General features: G+C 43.5%; 21 protein-coding genes, 1 tRNA gene, 1 other RNA gene and 1 riboswitch. Of the genes, 5 read left to right on the top strand and 18 right to left on the bottom strand.

Annotated elements, in window-relative coordinates; translation table 11 throughout:
• Positions 1-184: 184 nt before the first annotated feature.
• Positions 185-709 (top strand): hypothetical protein, encoded by a 525-nt coding sequence (locus B158_RS0112455; RefSeq protein ID WP_018625724.1) that lies wholly within the window; start codon positions 185-187, stop codon positions 707-709.
• Between the two features lie 3 nt (positions 710-712).
• Here B158_RS0112455 and B158_RS0112450 read toward each other — a convergent pair whose 3' ends face one another.
• The 10 genes from B158_RS0112450 to dnaX form a co-directional block, all read right to left on the bottom strand.
• Positions 713-1,066 (bottom strand): VanZ family protein, encoded by a 354-nt coding sequence (locus B158_RS0112450; RefSeq protein WP_018625723.1) that lies wholly within the window; start codon positions 1,064-1,066, stop codon positions 713-715.
• A 161-nt stretch (positions 1,067-1,227) separates the two neighbouring features.
• Positions 1,228-1,884 (bottom strand): lysozyme inhibitor LprI family protein, encoded by a 657-nt coding sequence (locus B158_RS0112445; RefSeq protein WP_018625722.1) that lies wholly within the window; start codon positions 1,882-1,884, stop codon positions 1,228-1,230.
• Between the two features lie 72 nt (positions 1,885-1,956).
• Positions 1,957-2,487: an SMI1/KNR4 family protein gene (locus tag B158_RS0112440; RefSeq protein ID WP_018625721.1), complete on the bottom strand. Its 531-nt coding sequence runs from the start codon at positions 2,485-2,487 to the stop codon at positions 1,957-1,959.
• 325 nt (positions 2,488-2,812) lie between these two features.
• A complete protein-coding gene (gene htpG / locus B158_RS0112435; RefSeq protein WP_018625720.1) occupies positions 2,813-4,717 on the bottom strand; it encodes a molecular chaperone HtpG in 1,905 nt (634 codons plus the stop codon).
• Positions 4,718-4,815: 98 nt separating this feature from the next.
• On the bottom strand, positions 4,816-5,199 hold the full coding sequence (locus B158_RS0112430; protein ID WP_018625719.1) for a hypothetical protein: 384 nt from the start codon (positions 5,197-5,199) through the stop codon (positions 4,816-4,818).
• A 2-nt stretch (positions 5,200-5,201) separates the two neighbouring features.
• The gene (locus B158_RS0112425) at positions 5,202-6,809 is read right to left on the bottom strand and encodes a S41 family peptidase (RefSeq protein WP_018625717.1); all 1,608 of its coding nucleotides are present in this window, start codon (positions 6,807-6,809) and stop codon (positions 5,202-5,204) included.
• A gap of 133 nt (positions 6,810-6,942) precedes the next feature.
• Complete coding sequence (locus B158_RS0112420) at positions 6,943-7,575, bottom strand: O-methyltransferase (protein WP_018625715.1); 633 nt, start codon at positions 7,573-7,575, stop codon at positions 6,943-6,945.
• A 22-nt stretch (positions 7,576-7,597) separates the two neighbouring features.
• Positions 7,598-8,197 carry a recombination mediator RecR gene (gene recR / locus B158_RS0112415; protein ID WP_018625713.1) on the bottom strand — a complete coding sequence of 200 codons (600 nt, stop codon included), beginning with the start codon at positions 8,195-8,197 and terminating at the stop codon, positions 7,598-7,600.
• 329 nt (positions 8,198-8,526) lie between these two features.
• Complete coding sequence (locus B158_RS0112410; protein ID WP_018625712.1) at positions 8,527-8,856, bottom strand: YbaB/EbfC family nucleoid-associated protein; 330 nt, start codon at positions 8,854-8,856, stop codon at positions 8,527-8,529.
• A 24-nt stretch (positions 8,857-8,880) separates the two neighbouring features.
• Positions 8,881-11,139, bottom strand: a complete 2,259-nt coding sequence (gene dnaX, locus B158_RS0112405) for a DNA polymerase III subunit gamma/tau (RefSeq protein WP_018625711.1) — start codon at positions 11,137-11,139, stop codon at positions 8,881-8,883.
• A gap of 285 nt (positions 11,140-11,424) precedes the next feature.
• On the opposite strand from dnaX, the gene B158_RS0112400 reads away from it, so the two are divergent.
• On the top strand, positions 11,425-11,922 hold the full coding sequence (locus B158_RS0112400) for a hypothetical protein (protein ID WP_018625710.1): 498 nt from the start codon (positions 11,425-11,427) through the stop codon (positions 11,920-11,922).
• An 85-nt stretch (positions 11,923-12,007) separates the two neighbouring features.
• On the opposite strand, the gene ffs is transcribed toward B158_RS0112400, so the two are convergent.
• The 4 genes from ffs to B158_RS0112385 all read right to left on the bottom strand — a co-directional run bounded on the left by ffs (position 12,008) and on the right by B158_RS0112385 (position 16,042).
• An RNA gene (gene ffs / locus B158_RS13350) (signal recognition particle sRNA small type) lies at positions 12,008-12,104 on the bottom strand.
• 49 nt (positions 12,105-12,153) lie between these two features.
• Positions 12,154-12,708 (bottom strand): hypothetical protein, encoded by a 555-nt coding sequence (locus B158_RS0112395; protein ID WP_169334658.1) that lies wholly within the window; start codon positions 12,706-12,708, stop codon positions 12,154-12,156.
• Between the two features lie 107 nt (positions 12,709-12,815).
• The gene (locus tag B158_RS0112390) at positions 12,816-14,429 is read right to left on the bottom strand and encodes an alkaline phosphatase (protein ID WP_018625708.1); all 1,614 of its coding nucleotides are present in this window, start codon (positions 14,427-14,429) and stop codon (positions 12,816-12,818) included.
• Positions 14,430-14,470: 41 nt separating this feature from the next.
• A complete protein-coding gene (locus tag B158_RS0112385) occupies positions 14,471-16,042 on the bottom strand; it encodes an alkaline phosphatase (RefSeq protein WP_018625707.1) in 1,572 nt (523 codons plus the stop codon).
• A gap of 325 nt (positions 16,043-16,367) precedes the next feature.
• Here B158_RS0112385 and rimK point away from each other — a divergent pair, with 325 nt between their 5' ends.
• From rimK to B158_RS0112370, 3 genes are read left to right on the top strand one after another with little or no spacing between them, the layout of a single operon-like run.
• Entirely contained in the window at positions 16,368-17,282 is a 915-nt protein-coding gene (gene rimK / locus B158_RS0112380; RefSeq protein WP_018625706.1) for a 30S ribosomal protein S6--L-glutamate ligase, read from the top strand.
• A gap of 15 nt (positions 17,283-17,297) precedes the next feature.
• Entirely contained in the window at positions 17,298-17,726 is a 429-nt protein-coding gene (locus B158_RS0112375) for an ATP-dependent zinc protease family protein (protein WP_018625705.1), read from the top strand.
• An 18-nt stretch (positions 17,727-17,744) separates the two neighbouring features.
• On the top strand, positions 17,745-18,662 hold the full coding sequence (locus tag B158_RS0112370) for a restriction endonuclease (RefSeq protein ID WP_018625704.1): 918 nt from the start codon (positions 17,745-17,747) through the stop codon (positions 18,660-18,662).
• A 189-nt stretch (positions 18,663-18,851) separates the two neighbouring features.
• Here the strand turns inward: B158_RS0112370 and B158_RS0112365 are convergent.
• The 4 genes from B158_RS0112365 to B158_RS0112350 all read right to left on the bottom strand — a co-directional run bounded on the left by B158_RS0112365 (position 18,852) and on the right by B158_RS0112350 (position 22,090).
• Positions 18,852-18,942: transfer RNA gene (locus B158_RS0112365), tRNA-Ser, on the bottom strand.
• Positions 18,943-19,033: 91 nt separating this feature from the next.
• On the bottom strand, positions 19,034-19,561 hold the full coding sequence (locus B158_RS0112360) for a DUF6580 family putative transport protein (RefSeq protein WP_018625703.1): 528 nt from the start codon (positions 19,559-19,561) through the stop codon (positions 19,034-19,036).
• 11 nt (positions 19,562-19,572) lie between these two features.
• Positions 19,573-20,121, bottom strand: coding sequence for a cob(I)yrinic acid a,c-diamide adenosyltransferase (locus B158_RS0112355; RefSeq protein ID WP_018625702.1), 549 nt, complete (start codon positions 20,119-20,121; stop codon positions 19,573-19,575).
• Between the two features lie 10 nt (positions 20,122-20,131).
• Positions 20,132-22,090 (bottom strand): TonB-dependent receptor, encoded by a 1,959-nt coding sequence (locus B158_RS0112350; RefSeq protein ID WP_033414130.1) that lies wholly within the window; start codon positions 22,088-22,090, stop codon positions 20,132-20,134.
• An 87-nt stretch (positions 22,091-22,177) separates the two neighbouring features.
• Positions 22,178-22,387, bottom strand: a riboswitch (cobalamin riboswitch).
• Positions 22,388-22,490 lie beyond the last annotated feature (103 nt).

Here is a 22,490-nt window from a genome sequence, read left to right as displayed (position 1 = left end):
AGTGAGGCATGAATGGTAATCAAGCACCTAATTCCATCAAAATACGGTGATGATGGACAAATGACCATCGTGACAAGTGATAATGTCGCACAAAAACCTAAGACATTATCTCTGTGTGCCATTTAACCGATTGATTACAATCGGATTGTTTTTGGGGAAACAACACTAAGGAAGGAAGGAATCAATGAAAACACTATTAGCACTAATTTTTTCTCTGTTACCACTAACCAGTTTTGCTATCACACCAGTCTCAGGCGATGCAGGTAACATCCAGTCAGACCATCAAAAACCCGGCTTTACCAATAATATGACTTCATTCTGGGTCAAGGAAAAGTATGACAAGCCCTGCTGGGTACAGGTGGGCTTTAGAACAACATGGCCAGACACAATTGAAAGATGCATCGGCTCCGCCCCATCAGGCTCCAAGGGAAAAGTAGAGGTTGGTTTGTATATAACTGGGATTCGGGTATGCCACTCAAACTCAGGAAGGGTAAAAGGTTATACCTTATTTGGTAAAGACGGTAACGGCAATACTCAGGTAGAAACCTTTAAGCGTCCCAATTGCGATACATGGAAACAGCGTGTTAATTGCCCTGCAGGGGAAATGGCTACAGGGGTACGATTACACTTTGATGCAGGCTCTGGAAACAAGTCTGATATCTTGACCGGTGTACAGCTCCATTGCGGCTACGCGCCTTTTGTAGAGTAAGCTCTATTGCTTTAGGTAAGGTTTCATCACCTTACCTAGCAGCACTCCAGTCAAAACTCCTAACGTATTAGCTAGTAGATCCAGCCACTCAAAACCACGATTCGGTATAAATTGCTGTAGAAACTCAATAAGAAGGGAAAAAAGGATACAGCCAATCACAATCTGCCAGCTTGGATGCTTCTTCGAACCCATCCGTGCCAGAAACGCCAAACCTGCGTAACCAATAAAATGCAAAGCCTTGTCCCAAGGTAAATCCTTCGGCAACTGCTTCCCTGGCATCAACGACATCGCAAAAATCGCCAAACAAGCAATCACAAACAACACTTTAAATAATCGACTGTTTAAAAACTGAACCATAAAAAAACCGCCAAAGGCGGTAAATCAAAATAACGTTAAAGAGATTCTAGCAATTCAATACATGGTAAGCTAGAAACATATGTGCATACGAGACGCAATTTATATAAGGCCTTTAACATAGGCATCGGTTACGGCGCCATTTGTCTAATTTGTTATGAAGCTTAATAACCCGTGTAAAAAGATTGCAAATGCTCAACTTGTTGCCTAATTAGAAGCACTCGCCCTTTTGATATGGCGTAAATCCATTTCGAGCCTTGCTTAGAGTCAAGCCACGAATTGAACAAACTATACTGGGAGTCACGATATGATATCCAAGCTAGCTGAGTAGATTTTAAAAGTGAGTTGTTTGCACCACCTAAATCTTCATATATTCTATTTAATTCAACATCCCAAGTTTCTTCTGCTCCCCTCAAACAAGCTACCATACCCATCGTTGTTTGCCCTGAAGGCTTGGAGAAACAATTGCTTAATGCAAAGTCGATTGGATGATGCTCCAACTTTCCATTAAGACTGAAAATTGTGTTAGTACTGGAATGAACTACATAAACACCTTTTTCAAAAGAATAATTTAAGGTTATGGAGCTATCTTCCTCATCTTCTAGCTCGTACAATCTTTCCCAGCCAATTCCGCTCGTTATACTAGAAAAAACATTATTTCCAATCTCTATTTCAACATGACAGCCAGGGTCACAGGGTGACATAACGTTAATTAAATCACCATCTTGTTTATCGTAATACTCTTCCATGAAGCTTTCTTCATTGGCTAAAGCATTGGCGGATAGGAATATAAATCCAGTGAATATTAATATTAATTTCATAGTGTTCTCTCTAATCATAACGCCGGCATATGCGGTGAGCGAACCGAGTCAGCAACATGGTCTTGTTAGGCGCTACCCGGTTATCCATCTAAATAACTCCCTTATAGAGTAAGCTATCGTTGGTAAGACAACGAAGAAAATTAATAGTGCAACCATTACAGGGCCATAACACCGCAAGTTGAAGACCAAGTCACTTCGTAATTTTGCAAATCCAGTTAATGGAGGAGCATTTTCACTTTCAAGATATTCCTGGTAGTCATTGTATCTATTAGTAAGAAACTCTTGGAACGATCTGAAGGTCTCTAAAGGTTTAATTTCAATACTTCCATGATCTAGCCTTTTTAGCTCACCCGAGATACAGTCAAGCGCATAGGGACATGCATCAGATTCATCACCGATATAAACAAGCTGCATGGACCACTGTTGATTCCATTTGCCCTGCCTATAAGCAATCGTTGCTTCGATAATAGTATTTGCATCATTAAAAACACTTACTTCATCAATAGCATCATAATTTCTTTCTGAAATCATGAAGTCAACAAAGTCCGAAGGTAGTTTTACATTCAGAGCGCTTTCCATTCTTCTGATGTCTTCGATCTTCATTTTCGCCTAACATTTTATGATACGAATTTGTTTGTAAGACTTTATTATCATTGATCTTTTTTTACAAGTTTCGATTTCCTGGTCACCATTAGCTCTTCGCGCGGTCGCATTTCGAGGATTAGCCGGTCTCCTAATCACAAAGGGGATATTCTTAATTTCTTTATAAAACAGAGAGTAATCTTTATTGGAACCAATAAAAAGCAGTATCGAGATACCGGTATTCGACAATAATAAGAACAGTTTGCCCAATATCGATATCTTGCTCAAAATATCGATTACAAAAAAGCCCGCATATGCGGGCTTTTAATTTCAAGCATTGATGATGCTAGTTCGCCAATTTCAATAACAGCTTGTTGAGTTTGGCGGCAAAGCTGGCGGGGTCTTCTAGTTGCCCTGCTTCAGCAAGCTGCGCCTGGTCGAATAATACGTCTACCCATTCGTTGAACTGGTCTTGATCCTGTTCTTTTTCAACTAACTGAATCAAAGCATGTTCAGGGTTGAGTTCAAACACAGGCTTAACGTCTGGCACTGGCTGGCCTGCTGCCTGCATCATTTTAACGATTTGCAGTGGCATATCGCCCTCACCCGCTACGATACATGCTGGCGTGTTGGTCAGGCGTAAGGTAATTCGAACATCAGCTACTTTATCACCTAATACGTCTTTTACACGATTGACTAAATCTTCATGTTCTTTGGACGCCTGCTCTTGAGCTTTTTTGTCCTCTGCATCTTCAAGGTTACCTAAATCCAATGAACCCTGGGTAACAGATACAAATTGCTTGCCTTTATATTCCTGCAAGTGCGACACCGTCCATTCATCGATGCGATCATGCATCAATAGAACTTCGATACCTTTCTTGCGGAAGATTTCCAGGTGCGGGCTGTTCTTAGCTGCGAGGAAGCTGTCGGTCGCAATATAATAAATCTTGTCTTGCTCGGGCTTCATACGCTCAATGTAATCATCCAGAGAAACGGTTTGTTCCTTGCTGTCTGTGTGGGTTGAGCTGAAGCGGAATAGTCCTGCAATCTTTTCCTTGTTGGCAAAATCTTCGCCCGGACCTTCCTTCAAGACTTGGCCAAATTCATTCCAGAACCGCTGATACTTTTCCAGGTCTTTTTTGGCTAACTGCTCAAGCATTTTCAACACACGGCTGACGGTTGCTGAACGTAAGGATCGAGTCACTGAGCTGTCCTGCAGAATTTCGCGCGATACGTTCAATGGCAAATCATTGGAATCAATCAGACCACGCACAAAACGCAAATAGACCGGCAGGAATTGTTCAGCATCGTCCATAATGAAAACGCGCTGCACATAAAGCTTTACACCGCGAACACGATCGCGGTTCCACATGTCGAAAGGTGCTTTCGCCGGAATGTATAGCAAGCTAGTATATTCCTGTTTACCCTCTACCTGATTGTGACTCCAGGTCAAGGCATCCTGAAAGTCATGCGCAACATGCTTGTAAAATTCCTGATATTCTTCATCAGTGATTTCTGGCTTAGGACGAGTCCACAAGGCAGTTGCCTTGTTGACGGCTTCAAACTCTGGCTCTTGTGGCTTATCTTTGTCCTCCCCATGATGCATTTTGTGCATCTCAACAGGCAGCGAAATATGGTCAGAATACTTGCCGATAATGTTGCGTAGGCGGTAATCCTCAAGGAACTCTTCCTCACCGTCTTTCAGGTGAAGAATAATATCAGTGCCCCGAGTATCTTTAGTGGTCGGTTCAATGGTAAATTCACCATCTCCCGCAGATTCCCAGATCACAGCCTGATCAGCAGCAACACCCGCGCCACGCGTCACGACAGTCACTTTATCAGCAACGATAAAGGCAGAATAAAAACCCACGCCAAACTGACCAATCAGTTTTGAATCTTTCTTTTTATCACCGGTTAGCTTGCTTAAAAAGTCAGCAGTACCCGATTTTGCAATCGTTCCAAGATGAGCAATGACCTCTTCTTCGGTCATACCTATACCATTATCGGAAATGGTTAGGGTCTTGGCATCTTTATCAGCAGTAATGCGGATTCGAAGCTCTGGATCATCTGCTAACAGGCTGGCATCATCCAATGCCTTAAAGCGCAGCTTGTCAGCGGCGTCAGCCGCGTTTGAAATTAGCTCACGCAGGAAAATTTCTTTGTTGGAATACAAAGAATGCACCATCAGGTGTAATAACTGTTTAACTTCTGTTTGAAATGAATGTGTTTGTTTTTCAGCCGCTACCGACATAACAAATCTCCGTTATTGATTCAGCAATAAATAAGAAAGGTTAAAACTTGCTAGGAATTTGGGGGCTGGAGGCTGAAATTCAAGGGTTCGAATACAGATTATGGAATCTTAATCTGCGAGCATCGAATCGTTTCTAACGGATACAGGGTATCGTTCTGAGAGTCGTACAGGTAACAGTCATCTTCATGTTTCAGTAATTGAAACTGGCGAGGCATCTCTTGGATGGCCCCCATGACCGGAAGCCCATCTTTTTTGTGCGGTGCTATTTGAATAGAAAGGATATTGGTCTCGGTTAATACATCAGGCGCTAAGGTTATTGATCGCCCACCGTAAATTGTCGATACTAATTGGGTTAACTCTGCGGTAGTTTCAGGCGAAGAATTACTGATAACTGCTGGTTTGGCCTGAGCAGGTTCAATGGTCTTGCAGGCCGAAGCCAGCAAGACCACCGAGGTAATGACCAATATAGGTTTGAGCACCATTTCTATTTGGGCTCTGACAGGATCAGGTTCTGTTTCAAGAACATACGATCACGCAAAATAGCAGAGTTGAACAGAGAGTTCTCATCATACCTGCTGGAAGGCTTGTAGGTTTCCTGCTGCAGTGGTTTGGTTGCTGCTGGGCATGAACCTGTTTGACGATAACTTAAAGCTGCTGCAAGTCTCGCTTCCTGCTCATCACCGAGCAAGTGATCAAAGTCATCAGCAACTAAGCAACCACGAACAACATCCTGGCCGTTATCACTACCGCCAATTACAAAGCCATCAGCATAGTCGCCAAAACCTTTTTCATTTTCGCCACGGAACTGAATGGTAAAGTAAGTGATGCCGCAGTTATCCGTCGCATAGAAACCGTAAGGCTTACCACAAGTATCGTCACCGATTAATATGACTTCAATATCAACTCCTCTTAGGCCATTGATAAACGCCTCACTGGCTGAACAGGTTCCGCCATCAGATAGCACGAACACACGATTAAGGTTCAATTGTGGAAGTGCCTGTCCCTGATTTACAGAGAAACCAAGCGAAGTACTGTAGAAAGGCGTTGGTGATAAGGCGCTGCCAGTGACAGGGTTTGTGTTCGGGTGCTGATCATTGAATACCTGCTGGTTGTAGGTTCTACCACTGGTAGCAGTGCTTCCGGCAACCATGTAAGCCAGCTGGCTGGAAATCGCCAGGAAACCACCACCGTTATAGCGAAGGTCAACAACCAAATCGCTGATGCCCTGAGATTCGAAAGTTTCAAATGCATCAATCAATTCGGCTTCTGCATCAACAATACCGAAAGTATTAAAGGTTAGATAACCAACATCACCTGTACCAGTTGCTATGATTTTCTCATTTTGCACTGGATCGGTTGTTACAACTGCCGAGGTCATAGTTACGGTTCGAGTAGCACCACCAGGCTCTTCTATCAGGAACTCATGGCTCTCACCTGCACTACTTGGGAATAAACCTGCGTTTAACGTATCAACGTCATTACCGTTGATCATATCGACGCCATCAACTTCTAAAATTTTTACGCCGCGTACCAAGTTAGCATTAGTCGCTGGAGAGTTAGGCTCTGTGAAAGCAACTCGGACATCACGAGGAGGAGAAGCCTGAAGCAGTACCCATTCAGCACCATAACCAGCCGAAGCGCCAGATGAAACTAACTGCTCATATACATCAGTATCATATGTGTAGTGGAATCGGTCTTTTGGATTACCCGAAGAAGTCACTGCCGTTGTTTTTAATACATCAAAATAATCTAGAGGGTCATTGAAGTTTGCCGGATTTTGATCCTGAATTTCGTCATACCAAAGGTAGGTATTGTTGCTCCAGGACCTTAACCAAAAATTTTCATGCAAGGTTGAGCCTGGCTTATCCGGCCATGGATCTCCGTCAATATCATTACCCGTTCTTGGAACCTCACAAAAATCTTTGAAATTATCTTCATCTTCAAAAACTCCCTGAGTCCAGGACAATTGTTCTTCAGATGGAGGATTCGGCTCAGAATCCGAACCAGAGCTGCAACTGATCAAAGCTAGAGAAATAGAGGCTAAACCAAGAAATTTTAGGCGATTTGCCCAATTAGCATTTTGTGTACTCATGCGCACCTACCCGAACTGCATAATGAAATAAATTAACAACGGATTAGTATTTATTACTGAAACAAAAAATACATTACCAGTTTTGTATCAGTCTGTGTAGTTTTTATACTAAAGCTATGTTAAGCAATTGATTTTAAAGCTTTCGTACCAAATTAACACCATCACGTACTGTTAATACGACGTTTTCTACCCTAGGATCAGTGACAATTAATTGATTGAGTTTATGAATGGCGACATCGGTTTCAGCCTGAGGCTCAAGGACTTTCCCTGACCATAGACAGTTATCGATAACCAAAAGACCATTGGAATTTAATTTAGGAATTATCGACTGGTAATACTCGACATAGTTTTCTTTGTCGGCATCGAGAAAAACCAGATCAAATGTTTGATTAGTTTTTGACAAGGTTTCGAGAGCTGGACCTAATTGAACAGTGATTTTTGAGCCATGCAAACTACGAGCGAAATATTCCTGAGCAAGTTTTGCGACCTCCTCATCGATATCACAGGTTAGCAAACGCCCATCTTCAGGCAGAGCTTCAGCAAGTGAAAGTGCTGAATAACCAGTAAACATACCAATTTCAAGAATTGACTTAGCTCCAGTCAAGGCCACTAGCATTTTTAAAAGCCGCCCTTCAATCTTGCCTGTCAGCATCTGTGCCATTGGCATATTGGTTTCAGTAAACTCCGCCAATTCCTTTAACAGTTCTGGCTCATTACTGGTATAAAGCTTCGCGTACTCTTCAATCTCCTTATCGATAAAGTTCATCTCAACCTCCTGATTGAAACGATTAATTTCGGTAAGGCTGTCTTCCTGAAAGCGAATGCATCAAGGTTCCACCATCAATGTATTCAAGTTCACCACCAAGAGGAACGCCTGAAGCAATCCGCGATAGGACAACCTCATTATTTTTTAACATTTCTGCAATGAAATGTGCAGTGGCTTCGCCTTCAACTGTCGAGTTGGTCGCCAAAATAATTTCAGCTGGCTTCTCTTCATCAACTAGCCGCTTGAGTTGATCTAAGCCTAAATCTTCAGGGCCAATTCCATCCAATGGAGAAAGGTGCCCCATCAGAACAAAGTACTTCCCTTTAAAGCTCGCAGTAGATTCGATGGCATAAACATCGGCGGGACTTTCTACAACACATAACAAACTATTATCGCGAGCCGCAGAGTTACAAATACCACATAACTCTTCTTCAGTGAAATCACGGCAGCGAGAACAATGTTTTACACCCCGCATGGCAGCAACCAAAGCATCGGCTAATTGCTCACCGCCTTCGCGATTGCGCTCCAATAAAAAGTACGCCATACGCTGAGCGGATTTATTACCGACACCTGGTAAACAGGTGAAAGCTTCAATCAATTTTTTAATCAATGGTGATTGCATTTAAGCGCCTATAAAAGGTTTATGATGCATCAAACTTATGTTGGGATTTGCAAGCTGGGACTGCCCCTTGGGTGCATCACCAACCTACAAAAGACTGAGAATTAAACCTATACCTCAGATTTTAACGTAGGATTTTTCTTTCTGAGCGAGGAAGCGCTGAACACAAAAATCCCACTCCCCAAACACTCAGTAAATTGAACCATGCCTCAGATTCTAACGCAGGATATTTTTGCGTGTTCGCGGCAGTTTCGAACGGAGAGCTTGAGCGTATAAAAATACGTGATTAGCTCGAGTACGAAACTAACAAAGAACACACAAAAATAAACAAGTTAGAATGGGAGGTTCATACCTGGAGGAAGATTCATCCCCTTCGTCACTTCCGCCATACGTTCTTTAGTAGTCTCTTCAACCTTACGTACTGCGGCATTAACGGCTGCTGCTACTAAATCTTCGAGAAGATCTTTATCATCATCCATCAGGCTTGGGTCGATTTCTACTCTCTTAACATCATGACGACCAGTCATTGTGACTTTAACCATGCCTGCGCCTGCTTCTGCTGTTACCTCAAGATTGGCAATTTCTTCTTGGGCTTTTTGCATTTTTTCCTGCATTTGTTGGGCTTGTTTCATCATGTTGCCCAAACCACCTTTACCGAACATATCGACCTCACTAATCAGTTAAATTTACTGAGCATCCATATACTGGATACTACTTTTGTCTAGTTTTGCACCAAACTTTTGCGCCAACTGTTGCGCAAAAGGATGCTTAGAAATGGTTTCGCAAGCTTTGCGATGCTTGGCTTTTGCCGCTCTTTGCCAAATCATGGCGGGAGTGGCGACCTGCGCTTCTGCAAACTGCCAGTCTACCAGAATCGCCTTTTTAAAATATTCTGTCAAAGCCTCTTCGATAGCCTGTTTGGCTGTGTCCGTACACAAAATATCCTGCGCTGGCTCGACCGTAAGCTGTATTTTATCATCGGACTGCCACTGACATGTACTGCATTGTGCAATTTGCTGATAGCTGCCAGTTAAGTCCATGTTTTTGACATGCTGAGCCCATTGCTTTGCTTCTTCGGTTGCCGGTGGGTCGTTTTCCTCAAGCTTATGCTCCTCAAAATCATTCTCATCAAGCCCATTCTGCTCCAGATTAGTCCCTGAGTGAGTCTTGGTCGACTCTACTGACTCCGGCTCTTGTTGAACTTCTGGTTCTGGTTCAGGTTGAGCGGGCTCTGGCTGAAAGGGTTCCAACTTGAAATCGTCGTCATCTTCTGGCTGAGCCTTTTGCTCTGTAGCCTGAGTTTGTTTGGGAGTATCCGCTTGAGTAGCTTGCTCGACTTTTGATTCATTGACCTGAGCGACTTCCGGCTCATCGGAAAAGCTAAGTCCAAGCGCCGAGTGCAGACTGGCAAGTGCGGCCTGGTCATGTCCCGATGAGGTATCAGCAGTTTGTTCTGAAGAAGATTTTGCTGATGGTTGCTTCGCTTCTTCGCTAGCCTGTGCGGAAGCTACAGACTGATACTGCTCTGCTATTGATTCTTCGTTTTTTTCGTCGTCACTGAAGGAGGCATAATCATCAGGATTAAAAGGTGGTTCTTCTGGGCCATCGGCAATAGCCTGAGCTGGTTCATTTTCACGACTCACTGCAGCAGCAGGCTCAGGCTTGTGTTCTGTTTTATGTTCTGGTTTTGTTTTTTGCTCTGGCTCAGCTTTTGGAGCAGGCTCTTTTTCACCAGGAGCATTCTCAGCTGCCTCACTCTGGGCAGGAGTTTTTTGCGCTACAGGCTCTGCAGGTTTCAGGCTAGCTTTTTTTTTTGCCTCTGAATCTAATGAGGTTTGGTTTGAGCTGTTTTGAATGACTTGTGAGGGTTCAAGTCGGAACGCCAGCATTCGTAACAGCGCCATTTCAAGTCCCTGCCTTGGTGACGGCGCCCATTCCAGATCGCGACGAGCATGTAAACCCATCTGATAATAAAGCTGTAAATCATCACTGGCTATTCTGCCTGCAAACTCTTCTACGTACGGAGCAGCCTGGTCCAATAACACGCCAGTGCTTTGGAAAATGGCAATCTGATGAATACGTGATAACAGCTCTTTTAGCGCATCGGCAAAATCAACCGGATAGTGACTCATTTCTGCAACAGCTTCAATCGCGGCAGCTGAGTCATGATTAGCAAGTGCTTCAAGCAGCTTGACCATAAACTGGTGGTCAATAGTGCCTAACATTGTACGGATATCTTCTTCCTGAACCTTGCCTTGACCAAAGGCAATTGCCTGATCAAGCAAACTCAATGCATCCCGCATACTACCTTCGGCTGAACGTGAAATCAGCTCAAGCGCTGGCGCCTCAAAATCAATCGATTCCTGCTGCAGGATATAAGCAAGGTGTTGAGCAATGGTCTGCTCTTCCATGTGCTTTAAATGGAACTGCAAACAACGCGATAAAACAGTAACTGGTAGTTTTTGCGGATCAGTAGTCGCTAATAAAAATATGACGTGTTCTGGTGGCTCTTCTAATGTTTTTAACAGCGCATTGAATGAGCTGTTAGAGAGCATATGAACCTCATCGATCAGATAAACTTTATAGCGGCCGCGTGTAGGTTTGTACTGCACATTCTCAAGAAGCTCACGCGTGTCATCAACTTTTGTGCGTGACGCTGCGTCAACCTCAATCAAGTCAACGAAACGTCCTTCATCAATTTCTACGCAGCTGGCACACTCGCCACATGGCTTTGACGTTAAACCGTTAGTTTCACAGTTAAGACATTTAGAAAGAATGCGCGCGATAGTGGTTTTACCGACGCCACGCGTGCCGGTGAATAAATAAGCATGATGCAAACGGCCACTTTCAATGGCATTAACCAGCGCACGGCTAACGTGTTCCTGGCCTTGTAATTCATCGAAATTCTTTGGACGCCATTTACGGGCGAGCACCTGATAGCTCATTTTTTAATCAGTTTTATTGGACTAGTTGGTAAGTGGGCAAACAATAGCACAATTAGCACTTACGAGAAAATAGAATAATCCTGCATGATGCTTAGCCACCTACTTTAAAAAATTAAATCATCCTATTATCAGTCACTTAGAGAAAAGCTTTACCAGAATCTACCCAGTTTTCCCTTGTTTTGCCTGCTGTTTTAATCAACAGAATTGCAGTCATCATTTATGGTGAGTTTGCAAAACAAGGTACCTATGCCTTTTCATACAAACTAAGCAATTTTGAGGTATAAAATGAAGTCACTGAGCAAAGCACTTTTCGCTTCTGGTCTTATCGCTGCTGCAGGCATGACAAACTCGGCAGATGCAGCTGGAAGCTGTACTACTTGCGGTGGATATTTCTACACCGCTATCTCATACGTTAATAACAACGGAATAACAAATTATCAATACATGTCAGTTGGCCCTTTTGCCGATTCAGACTCCTGCTGGCAGGCGGTAAATAATGACTATGGCAATAATGATAACTGGTTACCTTTTGAAGGCAGCCCAAAATGTGTATGGCGTTATGAAACAAACTATGAAATCTATGACGACATCATTGATGACTGGAATACAGTAAGCAATCCAAGTAATCCTGGCGTAATAGCAGATAAAGAAGTAATCGCCAAAATCGCAGAGCTTCGAAAGTCTTACAGAGTTAAGGAATATGAGGAGAGCGTTCACACCTTAATAACCCCTATCACTGATCCAAACAGTGATCCTGATGCGAATGCAGCTGCCGAAAGATAGGTTAACTATAAAGGCATAAAAAAACCGCCAGATTGGCGGTTTTTTTTAATTTCAATGCTTAAATTATGAACACTGAAATTAAAGACTCTGCTAGCCACACCTCGGCACACGAGACAGTTGCTACCGTTGCTCCCTTCCGGGCCTGGCGGGATTCACAACCTTTCGTTGCGAGGGGACCAGCAGAGCCGGGCGCATTATCCCCCAACTAAAAAAAATTATAAACCCTTAATCTTAAAAATTTGGCACAAACCCTTGATGAATCAAAGTCGCCAGCTCTGGAATGGCTTCATTGTCACCTATGTCTGCATAATCATAAGTAGAAAAATTAGCCCAGCTCCGGAGTAATTGGGCTACTTCAGGTCCCTCCTCCACGGTACTTAAGTGTAAGTTTTTGATAGTTGTTTCTTCGAAAGCTTTCCTTTCCAATAAACGTGACTGGCCCACAAGCTCTTTTAGCTGCTTCATTAAAGTTACCTGCTGCTGGCTTTCCATGCGCGAGAACTCGATTCGAAATTCATCATTCGGATAAACCTGGTAAAAAGTCGGATTGCTGGAATTCCAGTTCTGCCAAACACCAACAACCTGATGAGTGTCAAAACTAACAGCCAGAAACTCTGAGGATTTCCAGATAGTTACTATCTGTGGCGACTTACCGTCCTCTTTGAGGACATAGTTTGCTTTTATTGCGCTCTCTTCAGATGACTTAGCAAGTAACAGCCCATTTGACAGTAATAGAATCATGAGTACAGCTGTGGTAACGAGGATAGATTTTGATATGTTGTTCATGCAAAACCTCTAAAATGAACTTTATCGTTGGATTTATAAAAAACTGCGCACCAATTACTAATAGGAATGACTAAACGAAAGTAACTGGGCGCAGTCTCATAGCTCATTTACTGAACGGCGTTTACTTCAGCCTGATTAATCAGATCAGCTGCATAATCAATGGCGTGAAAAACCATACTTTGCTCATTCACACCGCGTAACAGTTGTGCTCCTGGGCCAATTGCGTAAACACCAACATCTTCACCGGCATGTGTTTCCGAACCAAGCGGCACAAGCGATTCCTGGTGGAAACCTGATGACTCGGTGTCCTCATCAGTATGAACGTGGCGTCCTGTGTTATGTTGCTCGCTATAACGTTGGTCACCAAATGAATCATCACCATAGTTGGCGTAACCTAAGCCATTGGTGTACCCCAAGGTAGTATAGGGTCTTTCGTCGCCTGCAAGCACCGGTTCTGACTCAGGATTACCTGCACTATCATTAGTTTTAACCAGGCCAAGAATTGGGTTGCCGCGGGTCGGGTAACCAGCAAGCGTTAACACGTGACTATGATCCGCTGTGACAACAATCAGGGTTTCATTTAAATCAACGGAGTTCATGGCAACTTCTATCGCTTTTGCAAACTCAACTGCATCATACAAAGCACGATAGGCATTACCCGCGTGATGAGCATGGTCCACTCGTCCCGACTCCACCGTCAGGAAAAATCCTTTGTCATTCTTTGACAGAATCTGCAATGACTTTTCAGTCATTTGACTAAGTGAAGGTTCTCCCGCTACGTCATTAGCTCTATCCGCTTCATATTCCATATGCGAGGAGTTGAATAAGCCTAATAGCTTATCAGCGACAGTTGTATCAACAGCATCAAAACCTGATTGGTCAAAAACATACTGACCATTTGAATGTTTGCTCTGCCATAAACTGATCAGGTTTTGCCCATCCTGACGCTTTCCATTTTTACCTTCTTCATCTGTGAGTGAACTAGGTATGAAATGACGACGTCCACCGCCTAAAACCACATCAATACCATCACCATAATTGAAGTCGATTAATTGCTGTGCAATATCTTTGCAGCCGTTAGTTTTTGCTTCTTCAGATAAACCATCATCACTTTCCCAGTTACGTTCCGATGATTTAGCATAAGTTGCCGCTGGGGTTGCGTGGGTGATTCGCGCCGTTGAGATGATGCCCGTTGATTTCCCAGCCATTTCAGCAAGCTCAATAGCAGTTACAAGCTCTTCGCCCTGGCCTGAAGCACAATCGGCTCGCAATGCTTTTTCAGACAATCCAATGACTCCAGCTTTGGTCTTAGCGCCGCTGATCATAGCTGTCATGGTTCCTGCTGAGTCAGGTGTCTGTTGATTGGTATTATAAGTTTTCAGTAAACCTGCCACTGGAAACTTATCAAAACTCAATTGATACTCTTCACCTGTTTGGCCTTCAATCTGTCCCGCCAGAATACGTGCCGCAGTAACCGTTGATACCCCCATACCATCACCCACAAACAGAATGACATTTTTAGCAGAACCGCGGGTAAGGTTTACGTCAGTTTCATTGGCAGTAATGACGGTATTCTGGCCTGCTTCAAACCAGGCATTAGTTTTAGTCCAATCAACCGAAGATTCCGGCGGCGTCGTTGTATTATCATCGTCATCACTTGGGCATGCTGTTAACAAGGCGGTCGCCACTAAAACAGGCAGTAATTTAAATGTGTTTTTCATCATAATTTCCTCAATTCAATTCGATACGCTGAATGCAGCGGTTACTGATACTTTTCACCGCCAAGTTCGGCAGCCTGATTGATAACGTGGAAAATAACGTTTTGTTCAATGACACCCTGCAACCATTGTGCGCCTGGCCCTTGAGCATGAACGGTAACATCTTCACCAGCGTGAGTTTCTGAACCAAGTGGAACTAACGCTTCCTGATGGAATCCACTTTGCGTGGTATCAACTGTGGTTAAATCAACTCGACCATTTAAACCCGCATCGCCGTAACGTTGATCACCACCATTGCCCGGACCATAATCCGCAAATCCTAAACCATTGGCATAACCGACAGTGGTATAAGGCATACCATCAGCAGCCAGGCTTGGCTCATCAAGAGGCGCACCATTGGCATCTGTACTTTTAACCACACCCAAAATTGGGTTACCGCGCTGAGGGTAACCAGCGATGGTGAACACATGACTATGATCTGCGGTAACAAGAATCAAAGTTTCATCAGGGTTAGTACTATCCACTGCAGCCTGTACCGCTTTTGCAAATTCTTCTGTATCACGGAGGGCACGGTAGGCATTACCGGCATGATGCGCATGATCGATGCGACCTGACTCAACCATCAGGAAATAGCCATTATCGTTTTTATTCAGGAATTCAATGGCTTTGCCTGTCATCTCACTTAATGAAGGCTCACCACCAATATCATTCTGACGATCAGCTTCATATTCCATGTGTGAAGAATTAAACAAGCCCAACACTTTACTGGTCGCTGCTATATCCAGCGCATCAAACTCTGTTTGAGTTTCAATATAACTGGCAGCTTCTCCCTGATAACGCGCTAACCATTCAGCGGTTAAATCTCGTCCATCTTTGCGCTTACCATTTTTACCTTCACTATCGACAGTATCTTCTGGCAGGAAATGGCGACGACCACCACCAAACGCCAGATCAATACCATCACCCGCTTCAAGCTCAATTAATTGAGAGGCAATATCCTTACAACCTGCAGCTACAGCTTCCTCAGGCAAATTATCGTCACTTTCCCAGTTACGCTCAGGCACTTTGGCGTATGTAGCAGCTGGCGTTGCATGAGTAATTCTGGCAGTGGAAACTACGCCGGTAGACAACCCCTTTTGCTCAGCCAACTCAAGTGCTGTAGTCAGCTCATACCCCAAGGAACTTTCACAATTACCACGCTCAGCATCAGGAGCAATGTTAATGACTCCAGCTTTGGTTTTTACACCAGCCATCATGGCTGTCATGGTGCCTGCTGAGTCTGGAGTTTGCTGATTCGTATTGTAAGTTTTGACTTGGGCGCTATAGGGCATCCTATCGAATGATAACTGATGTTCTTCCCCGGAAATCCCGAGCTTTTGACCTGCAAATATTCGTCCAGCGGTAATGGTTGAAACACCTAAGCCATCACCGACAAATAAAATGACGTTTTTAGCTCTGTTTTTTGGTGTTAATGCCAGTTGTTTTTGAATGGCTGCCTGCCCTTCGTTAAACCAGCTACTATTCTTTTGTGTGTCTGGAACAACCGCAGCATGCAATGAACTAACCACTAGCGTGCTCAACACTGCCAGGCCACACTTCTTACTAAAGTTTTTCATCCTGTACCCCATGGTTTCAGTTAAATAAGCAAGAAAGGCACACTGCCCTTCTTTTATCTGGTGGCAACTATAGAAAAGCTTTGTGACGAATAAGTGACTGTTCATTGACAGAAAATAGACAACTGCATGACACCGTCAGAAAACATGATTTGATTGGCATAATTATTACTTGCGAGATTCTTCTAATCGGTTTAAGTAAGCAAGACTCAATTATGTGAACTATTTAGTTGTGTAGTACTGGTGGGATTCTATGGTATATTGGCCAGCAATTGGTCATTCGACCATCCAAGTTATCACAACACTCTAAGTACAATCTGGAAGACACATGAAAATAGGTATTTTATCGCGCAATCCACGGCTATATTCCACCAAAAGACTGGTACAGGCTGCAGAAGAGCGTGGTCACGAAGCGCAAGTGGTTGATGTGCTCAAATGCTTCATGAACATCACATCTAACCGCCCCACAGTTCACAGCAAGGTACAGGGCAAAGTACGTCAGCTTGAATTTGATGCGGTAATTCCACGTATCGGAGCCTCAGTTACTGCCTATGGTACAGCGGTGCTTCGTCAGTTTGAGGTCGGTGGCGTTTATTCTGTCAATGAGTCAATTGCCATTACTCGCTCGCGCGATAAGCTACGTGCTCATCAATTATTAGCCCGTAAAGGTGTGGGCATGCCGATTACGAGTTATGCACACTCAGTTGAAGCGACTGATGAGCTGATTGAGTCGGTTGGTGGCGCTCCATTAATCGTTAAGGTTATTGAAAGTACCCATGGTAATGGTGTCGTTCTGGCTGAAACGAATAAGGCTGCCGAGAGTTTGATCAACGCGTTCCGTAGCTTAAATGCTGATTTCCTGGTACAGGAATTTATCAAAGAAGCCGGTGGCTCAGACATTCGTTGCTTTGTAGTGGGTGATAAAGTTATTGCAGCCATGCAGCGTAGCGCCAAAGAAGGTGAGTTCCGCTCTAACCTGCATCGTGGCGGCAGTGCTCAAGTGATCAAGCTAAAACCTGAAGAGCGCGCACTTGCAGTGCGAGCGGCTAAAGTGATGGGACTTGATGTTGCTGGCGTTGACCTGATTCGTTCAGCTCATGGACCGCTAGTAATTGAAGTCAACTCATCACCAGGACTTGAAGGTATTGAAAAAGCCACTGGCAAAGACGTTGCTGGCTCAATCATTCAGTTCATTGAAAAAGACTCTTTAAAAGGCCCCAATAAGCCCAAAGGGCGTGGTTAACTGAGAGGGTTATCGATGAGCAAAATACATGTTGGATGGAAAGAAAAAGCCAAGCTGTCAGGGCTTGGCATCCCAAGCATCAAAGTCAAAGTCGATACCGGCGCAAAAACGTCGAGCCTGCATGCCTTTGATATCAAGCTCATAGAAAGGGATGATAACACCTACGTCTCATTCAAGACCTGCCCTCTTCGCCGGCATCCAAAGCGTGTCTTCACCTGTGAAGCAGAGATGATCGACTACCGCAAAATCACCAGCTCGAATGGCCAAACGCAGTCACGCTATGTGATTCGAACCCCCATCACCATTGGTGATCAGACTTGGGACATCGACATCACCCTCGCTAACCGTGAAAAAATGCGTTACAAGATGCTACTTGGACGAGAAGCCATGGAAAATATTCTTGTATCACCTACAGAAGCTTATTTACAGAGTCCGAAGGATTAGTTTTATAAGGAGTAAAGTTTGGCAATACCAACCTATCAAGAGTTTATGCTACCTTTTTTAAGAACTTTAGGTGATGGACAAGAGCATAAGCTTAGGGAAATTTATAAACTGCTGGCAAGTGAATCTAATTTAACTGAAGAGGAAATGGAGCAAAAGCTGCCAAGTGGTAAGCAGCTTGTTTTTCACAATAGAATCGGTTGGGCAAGAACTTACTTAAAAAAAGCTGGTTTAATCGACGCTCCCCAAAGAGGTGTTTTTACAATTACACAAAGAGGAAGAGATTTGCTTAAGTCTAATCCTCAGGAAGTAACAATAAAAACCTTAGAGCAATTTCCTGACTTTTTAGAATTTAAAGAGCTTTCTTCTACAAGTGCTGATAGAGAGAATGATGAACAAACTAAAAGCTCAAAACTAACCCCTGTTGAACAGATAGACAGCGCTTTCAAATCCATTAACTCAGAACTGATTGATGAGTTGCTTGATACAATCACCCAGTGCACACCATTATTCTTTGAACAGCTAGTGGTAGAGCTCTTATTAAAAATGGGCTATGGCGGCTATAGAGAAGATGCCGGGATACCGACCCAATATACTAACGATGGTGGTATTGATGGCATAATCAATGAAGACCCATTAGGCTTAGATACCATATACTTACAAGCTAAAAGATACTCAAAAGATCGGTCTGTTGGTAGGCCAGACGTTCAATCATTTGCTGGTGCATTAGATATGCAAAAGTCTAGGAAAGGTGTCTTTATCACAACGTCTAGATTCAGTAATGATGCAATTGAGTATGTAAACTTAATAGAAAAAAGTATCGTTTTAATAGATGGAAAAAAACTTGCAAGCCTTATGATTCAATATAATTTGGGGGTCACTATCAAGCAAGTTTATGAAATAAAAGATATAGATACTGACTACTTTTTAGAAGAGTAGACAGCCCCCATCATTCGTCATACCGCGGCTCGACCGCGGTATCCAGCGACTTCAAACTATTTTTTTACAAAACACTGGATCCCGCGGTCAAGCCGCGGGATGACAAGTTTTGGCATCCAAAAGTAGTAGTTGGTAGAATTTTTCAAACATTTATATACAAAAAAGCCCGCATATGCGGGCTCTTATATATGGCGGTGAAGGAGGGATTCGAACCCTCGATACGCTATTAACGTATACACACTTTCCAGGCGTGCTCCTTCAGCCACTCGGACACTTCACCGTAATTATTGCTAGACCACCTAGTGGGCTAGGCGGCGTAAGATATATGAATTACTTAAAAAAGGCAATCCCTGGCAGGGATTTGGCAATATTTAGGTTCTTTGCACCACTTTGGCACTCAACCAATACTTCTGTATCTGCCAGTAACTTAGAAATAACACACCACTGAATAATAAATCTCCCATCATGCTGCGTTGTAAGAAGGGTAATGCCATGGTGTAGCATTCGATGAGCCCCGCCCAGCTTTTACTGTAATAGCCTGAGACCAGCCAAACCCCAAAGTTACTGATGAGGAAAAATATCAGTGAACTACCAATGGTCGCGCCGATCACTTTCAGACTACTGACTCGGTTTTGCAACCAGAAACCTATAAGCACTGCTACAGCCATAGCACCATAAACAAAAATTATGGTGTTATGCAGTCCTAAAAACAGATCGGCCAGAAACATGGAAAACAAAGGCACGGCAAATGCCATCCACTTTTTCTCAAAATAAGTTCCAGCAAATAGTGCCAGCGCCATCACCGGGGTGATGTTATACGGGTGAGGAAAAACCCGATACAGAGATACAGCGATAACAATCGCTATAAGGGTTAATGTTTTAGGGCTAATTTTTTCCATTACTAATTCCTTCATCGTTGCCATTGGGCTTCTTTATCATTATTGGAGCGTGCAATTATTCGACTGATAATAAACAGTAAATCGGATAGTCGGTTCAGATAGATGATACTCAGTTCAGTAACCGTTTCATCTTCAGTAAGTGCGATAAGGCGGCGCTCAGCGCGGCGCGCTATGCATCGAGCCAAATGCGCGTGAGCTGAGGCTAAGCAGGAACCCGGTATAACAAACTCTTTCAAAGGTGGAAGTTTTTGATTCCAGGTTTTTATCCAGGCTTCAAGCTGCACCACATCTGATTGCTTCAAAAACTCCTGTTCAGGACTGGCCAATTCACCGCCCAGGCTGAACAGTTGATTTTGAATATTCCTAATCGCTTTGACGATGGTTTCATGTTGTCCCACCTTGATTGAGGCGACTAACACTCCCAGTGATGCATTAAGCTCATCTACCGTCCCAATAGCTTCTATTCGTGGATGGCTTTTTTTGACATGTTGCTGATTGGCAAGGCGCGTCAAACCCTTATCGCCCTGCCCTGTTGTGATTCGAGTGAGTCGATTACTCATGTATAAACCCTTAAAATACCAGATCAAAAGTTATGATGACATCTCGTCCTTTTGCTGGGTAATACCCGTTAAATTGCGCGTAATCAATATACTCTTTATCCAGTAAATTATCGACACGCAGGCCCAGTCGCGCATTATCAAATCGCCAAACCAATGCACTATTTAAAATGGTATAAGCATCCACTTTAGCAAAAGAATTAGTGGTATCACCATCCTGATACCGGTCACCACGATGATGAGCTTCAAGAAACCAACTAATATCACTGGTTAGCTGCCAGTCAAACCAGCTTGTTACCGTATTTTCAGAAACACCGGGAACAATCCGCTCACTTGAATCAATTTCGGCATCCACCCAGTGATAAGAAACCCCGACTTCACTCTCATCAATGAAATAGCGATAGTCTAGCAGAAGTCCCAGTCGAGTAGATTCACTGCCGTTGACGTTAGCTCCAGGAAAGAAAGCACCTGCAGGAGGAGTAGCCGATGGATCAAAAATAATCTCATCTTTCAGTTTTAACTGATAAACCGATGCCTGCAATGAACTTGACTCAAATTGGCCTGACACACCTGCTTCAATGGATATCCCTGTCTGCGGCTCAAGACCCAGAACCCCATCTGATGTATAAGCTTGCTCATCAACCTTGGCGAATCGATAGTTATTGCTGTATCGAATAAAGCTTTTCGTAGCGCCACTCAATTGATATGAAAAGCCAATATCATAGGCTGATGCTGATTTGTCGAGGACTATTCCTTGGGGATATAAAGCTGCATCGCTTAACTGGTCCTCAACTTCAGCCAACCGCCCAGCAAGTTCAAGTTGTAATTTAGTAGAAAGTGGCCAGTAAAACTGGCTATATACACTTTCCGAGGTTTGCTCGTTACTGCGAGCCAAAAGAGAAAATTGGTATTCGGCCTTATCGTAATCTATTCCAGCAATCCACTGCATGGGCCCATTATCCGTATTCCAGTCTCCCTTTATTCTTGGGTAAATACCACTCTGAGAGCGTCGGGTCTGATTAACATTAGAAGTCGCAAAATTGATAAAGCTATTGATACTCTGGATATCACTTTCCTGGTGATTGATATCTAAAGCAAACTGCCATTGTGAATTCAGTTTTAGCTGCCCGAAAACACGACTAAAGTATTCATCGGTACTGACATAATCATTAGCAAACTCTGGTCGAGACTGACGAGGGTTACCTAAATCCGAATCAAGCAATGCGCCTGGCGTCTGCTGAGTTTCATTGCGTGTGCGATGAGAAAAACGCCATTGTTGTTGATTGTCCTGATAAAAAAGCTCTGCGCCCAATTGATTATTTTTGAGCTCATTATGGTCACGGTAATTATCAGTTGTTTTTTTATTGCCCTTTAATACCACTGACCATTGCTCATCCAGCTGAAAACCTAAATTTGCCGCAGCTTGCTTTTGTTCAAAACTTCCTTGAGCGTAACGCAGAGTTTTTGTTTGCTTTTTACCAGAGCGAGTAATGATATTAATCACACCGGCTACAGCCTGGTCACCATAAAGACTGCTTCCAGCACCTTGAATAATTTCTATCCGTTCAATATCTATGATGTTGATAGTATCGATATCAGGAGAGGCCAGATCGGTTTTATTCAAGCGTTGTCCGTCAACCAGAACCAGAACATTGCTACCAGCCTGCTCAGCCGAAATGCCGCGCATCGAAACGCTGGTTTTGCCATTAGTGTTTGATACCTGAACACCAGGAACTCTTCGTAGAACCTGACTCAAGTCGGTCGCAGAAAGCCGCTCGATCTCCTGTTTAGTAATTACAGTAACGTGACTGGGCAGTTGGTTTACGTCAGATTCAAAACGACTGGTGGTAATAATTACTGTTTCAGTGTCTTGTTCAAGTTGTATGGAGGGGATTGTTTCATTAGCCAATAGGGGCTGTGCCAGACAGCTCATAATCACAGCTGCTGGAATCGTTGTATTCTTTAAACTCATGGTTGTCTCGTAATTTACGAGCGGGCATTAAAAAAAGAAACACATCTACTATCCGGCTAATTAAGCCTAAACAGAGCCCACCGATCTGCTTGATACACTGTTCAGGCCGGTCTCCGGGCTTATGATCATCTAGTCACTTACCTTCCCAAGTTATTTCTCTAATACCGAAATGGACTCAGTGGTTTATTAAGCGACGCTATCAATTACCGTTGCGGGGGCAGCATCAGATTTCAACTGATTTCCCGATTATCTCCTTGCTTGTTTGCAGCTTGGAAGACCTGATCAGGGGATGAATTTCATCGTGGCCAACTGGCCTTTGCTTTAAAAAGATAAACTCTTGAAAAGGGTTCACGATTGTCAAAAGCGGTGCTATTATAACAAAATCTATTTGGACGTCTAT

Origin of the sequence: Kangiella aquimarina DSM 16071 (genome assembly GCF_000374105.1) — a bacterium.
Classification (GTDB): domain Bacteria; phylum Pseudomonadota; class Gammaproteobacteria; order Enterobacterales; family Kangiellaceae; genus Kangiella; species Kangiella aquimarina.
Note: the sequence above shows the minus strand (reverse complement) of the source record. Positions and strands in the feature narration are given on the sequence as shown.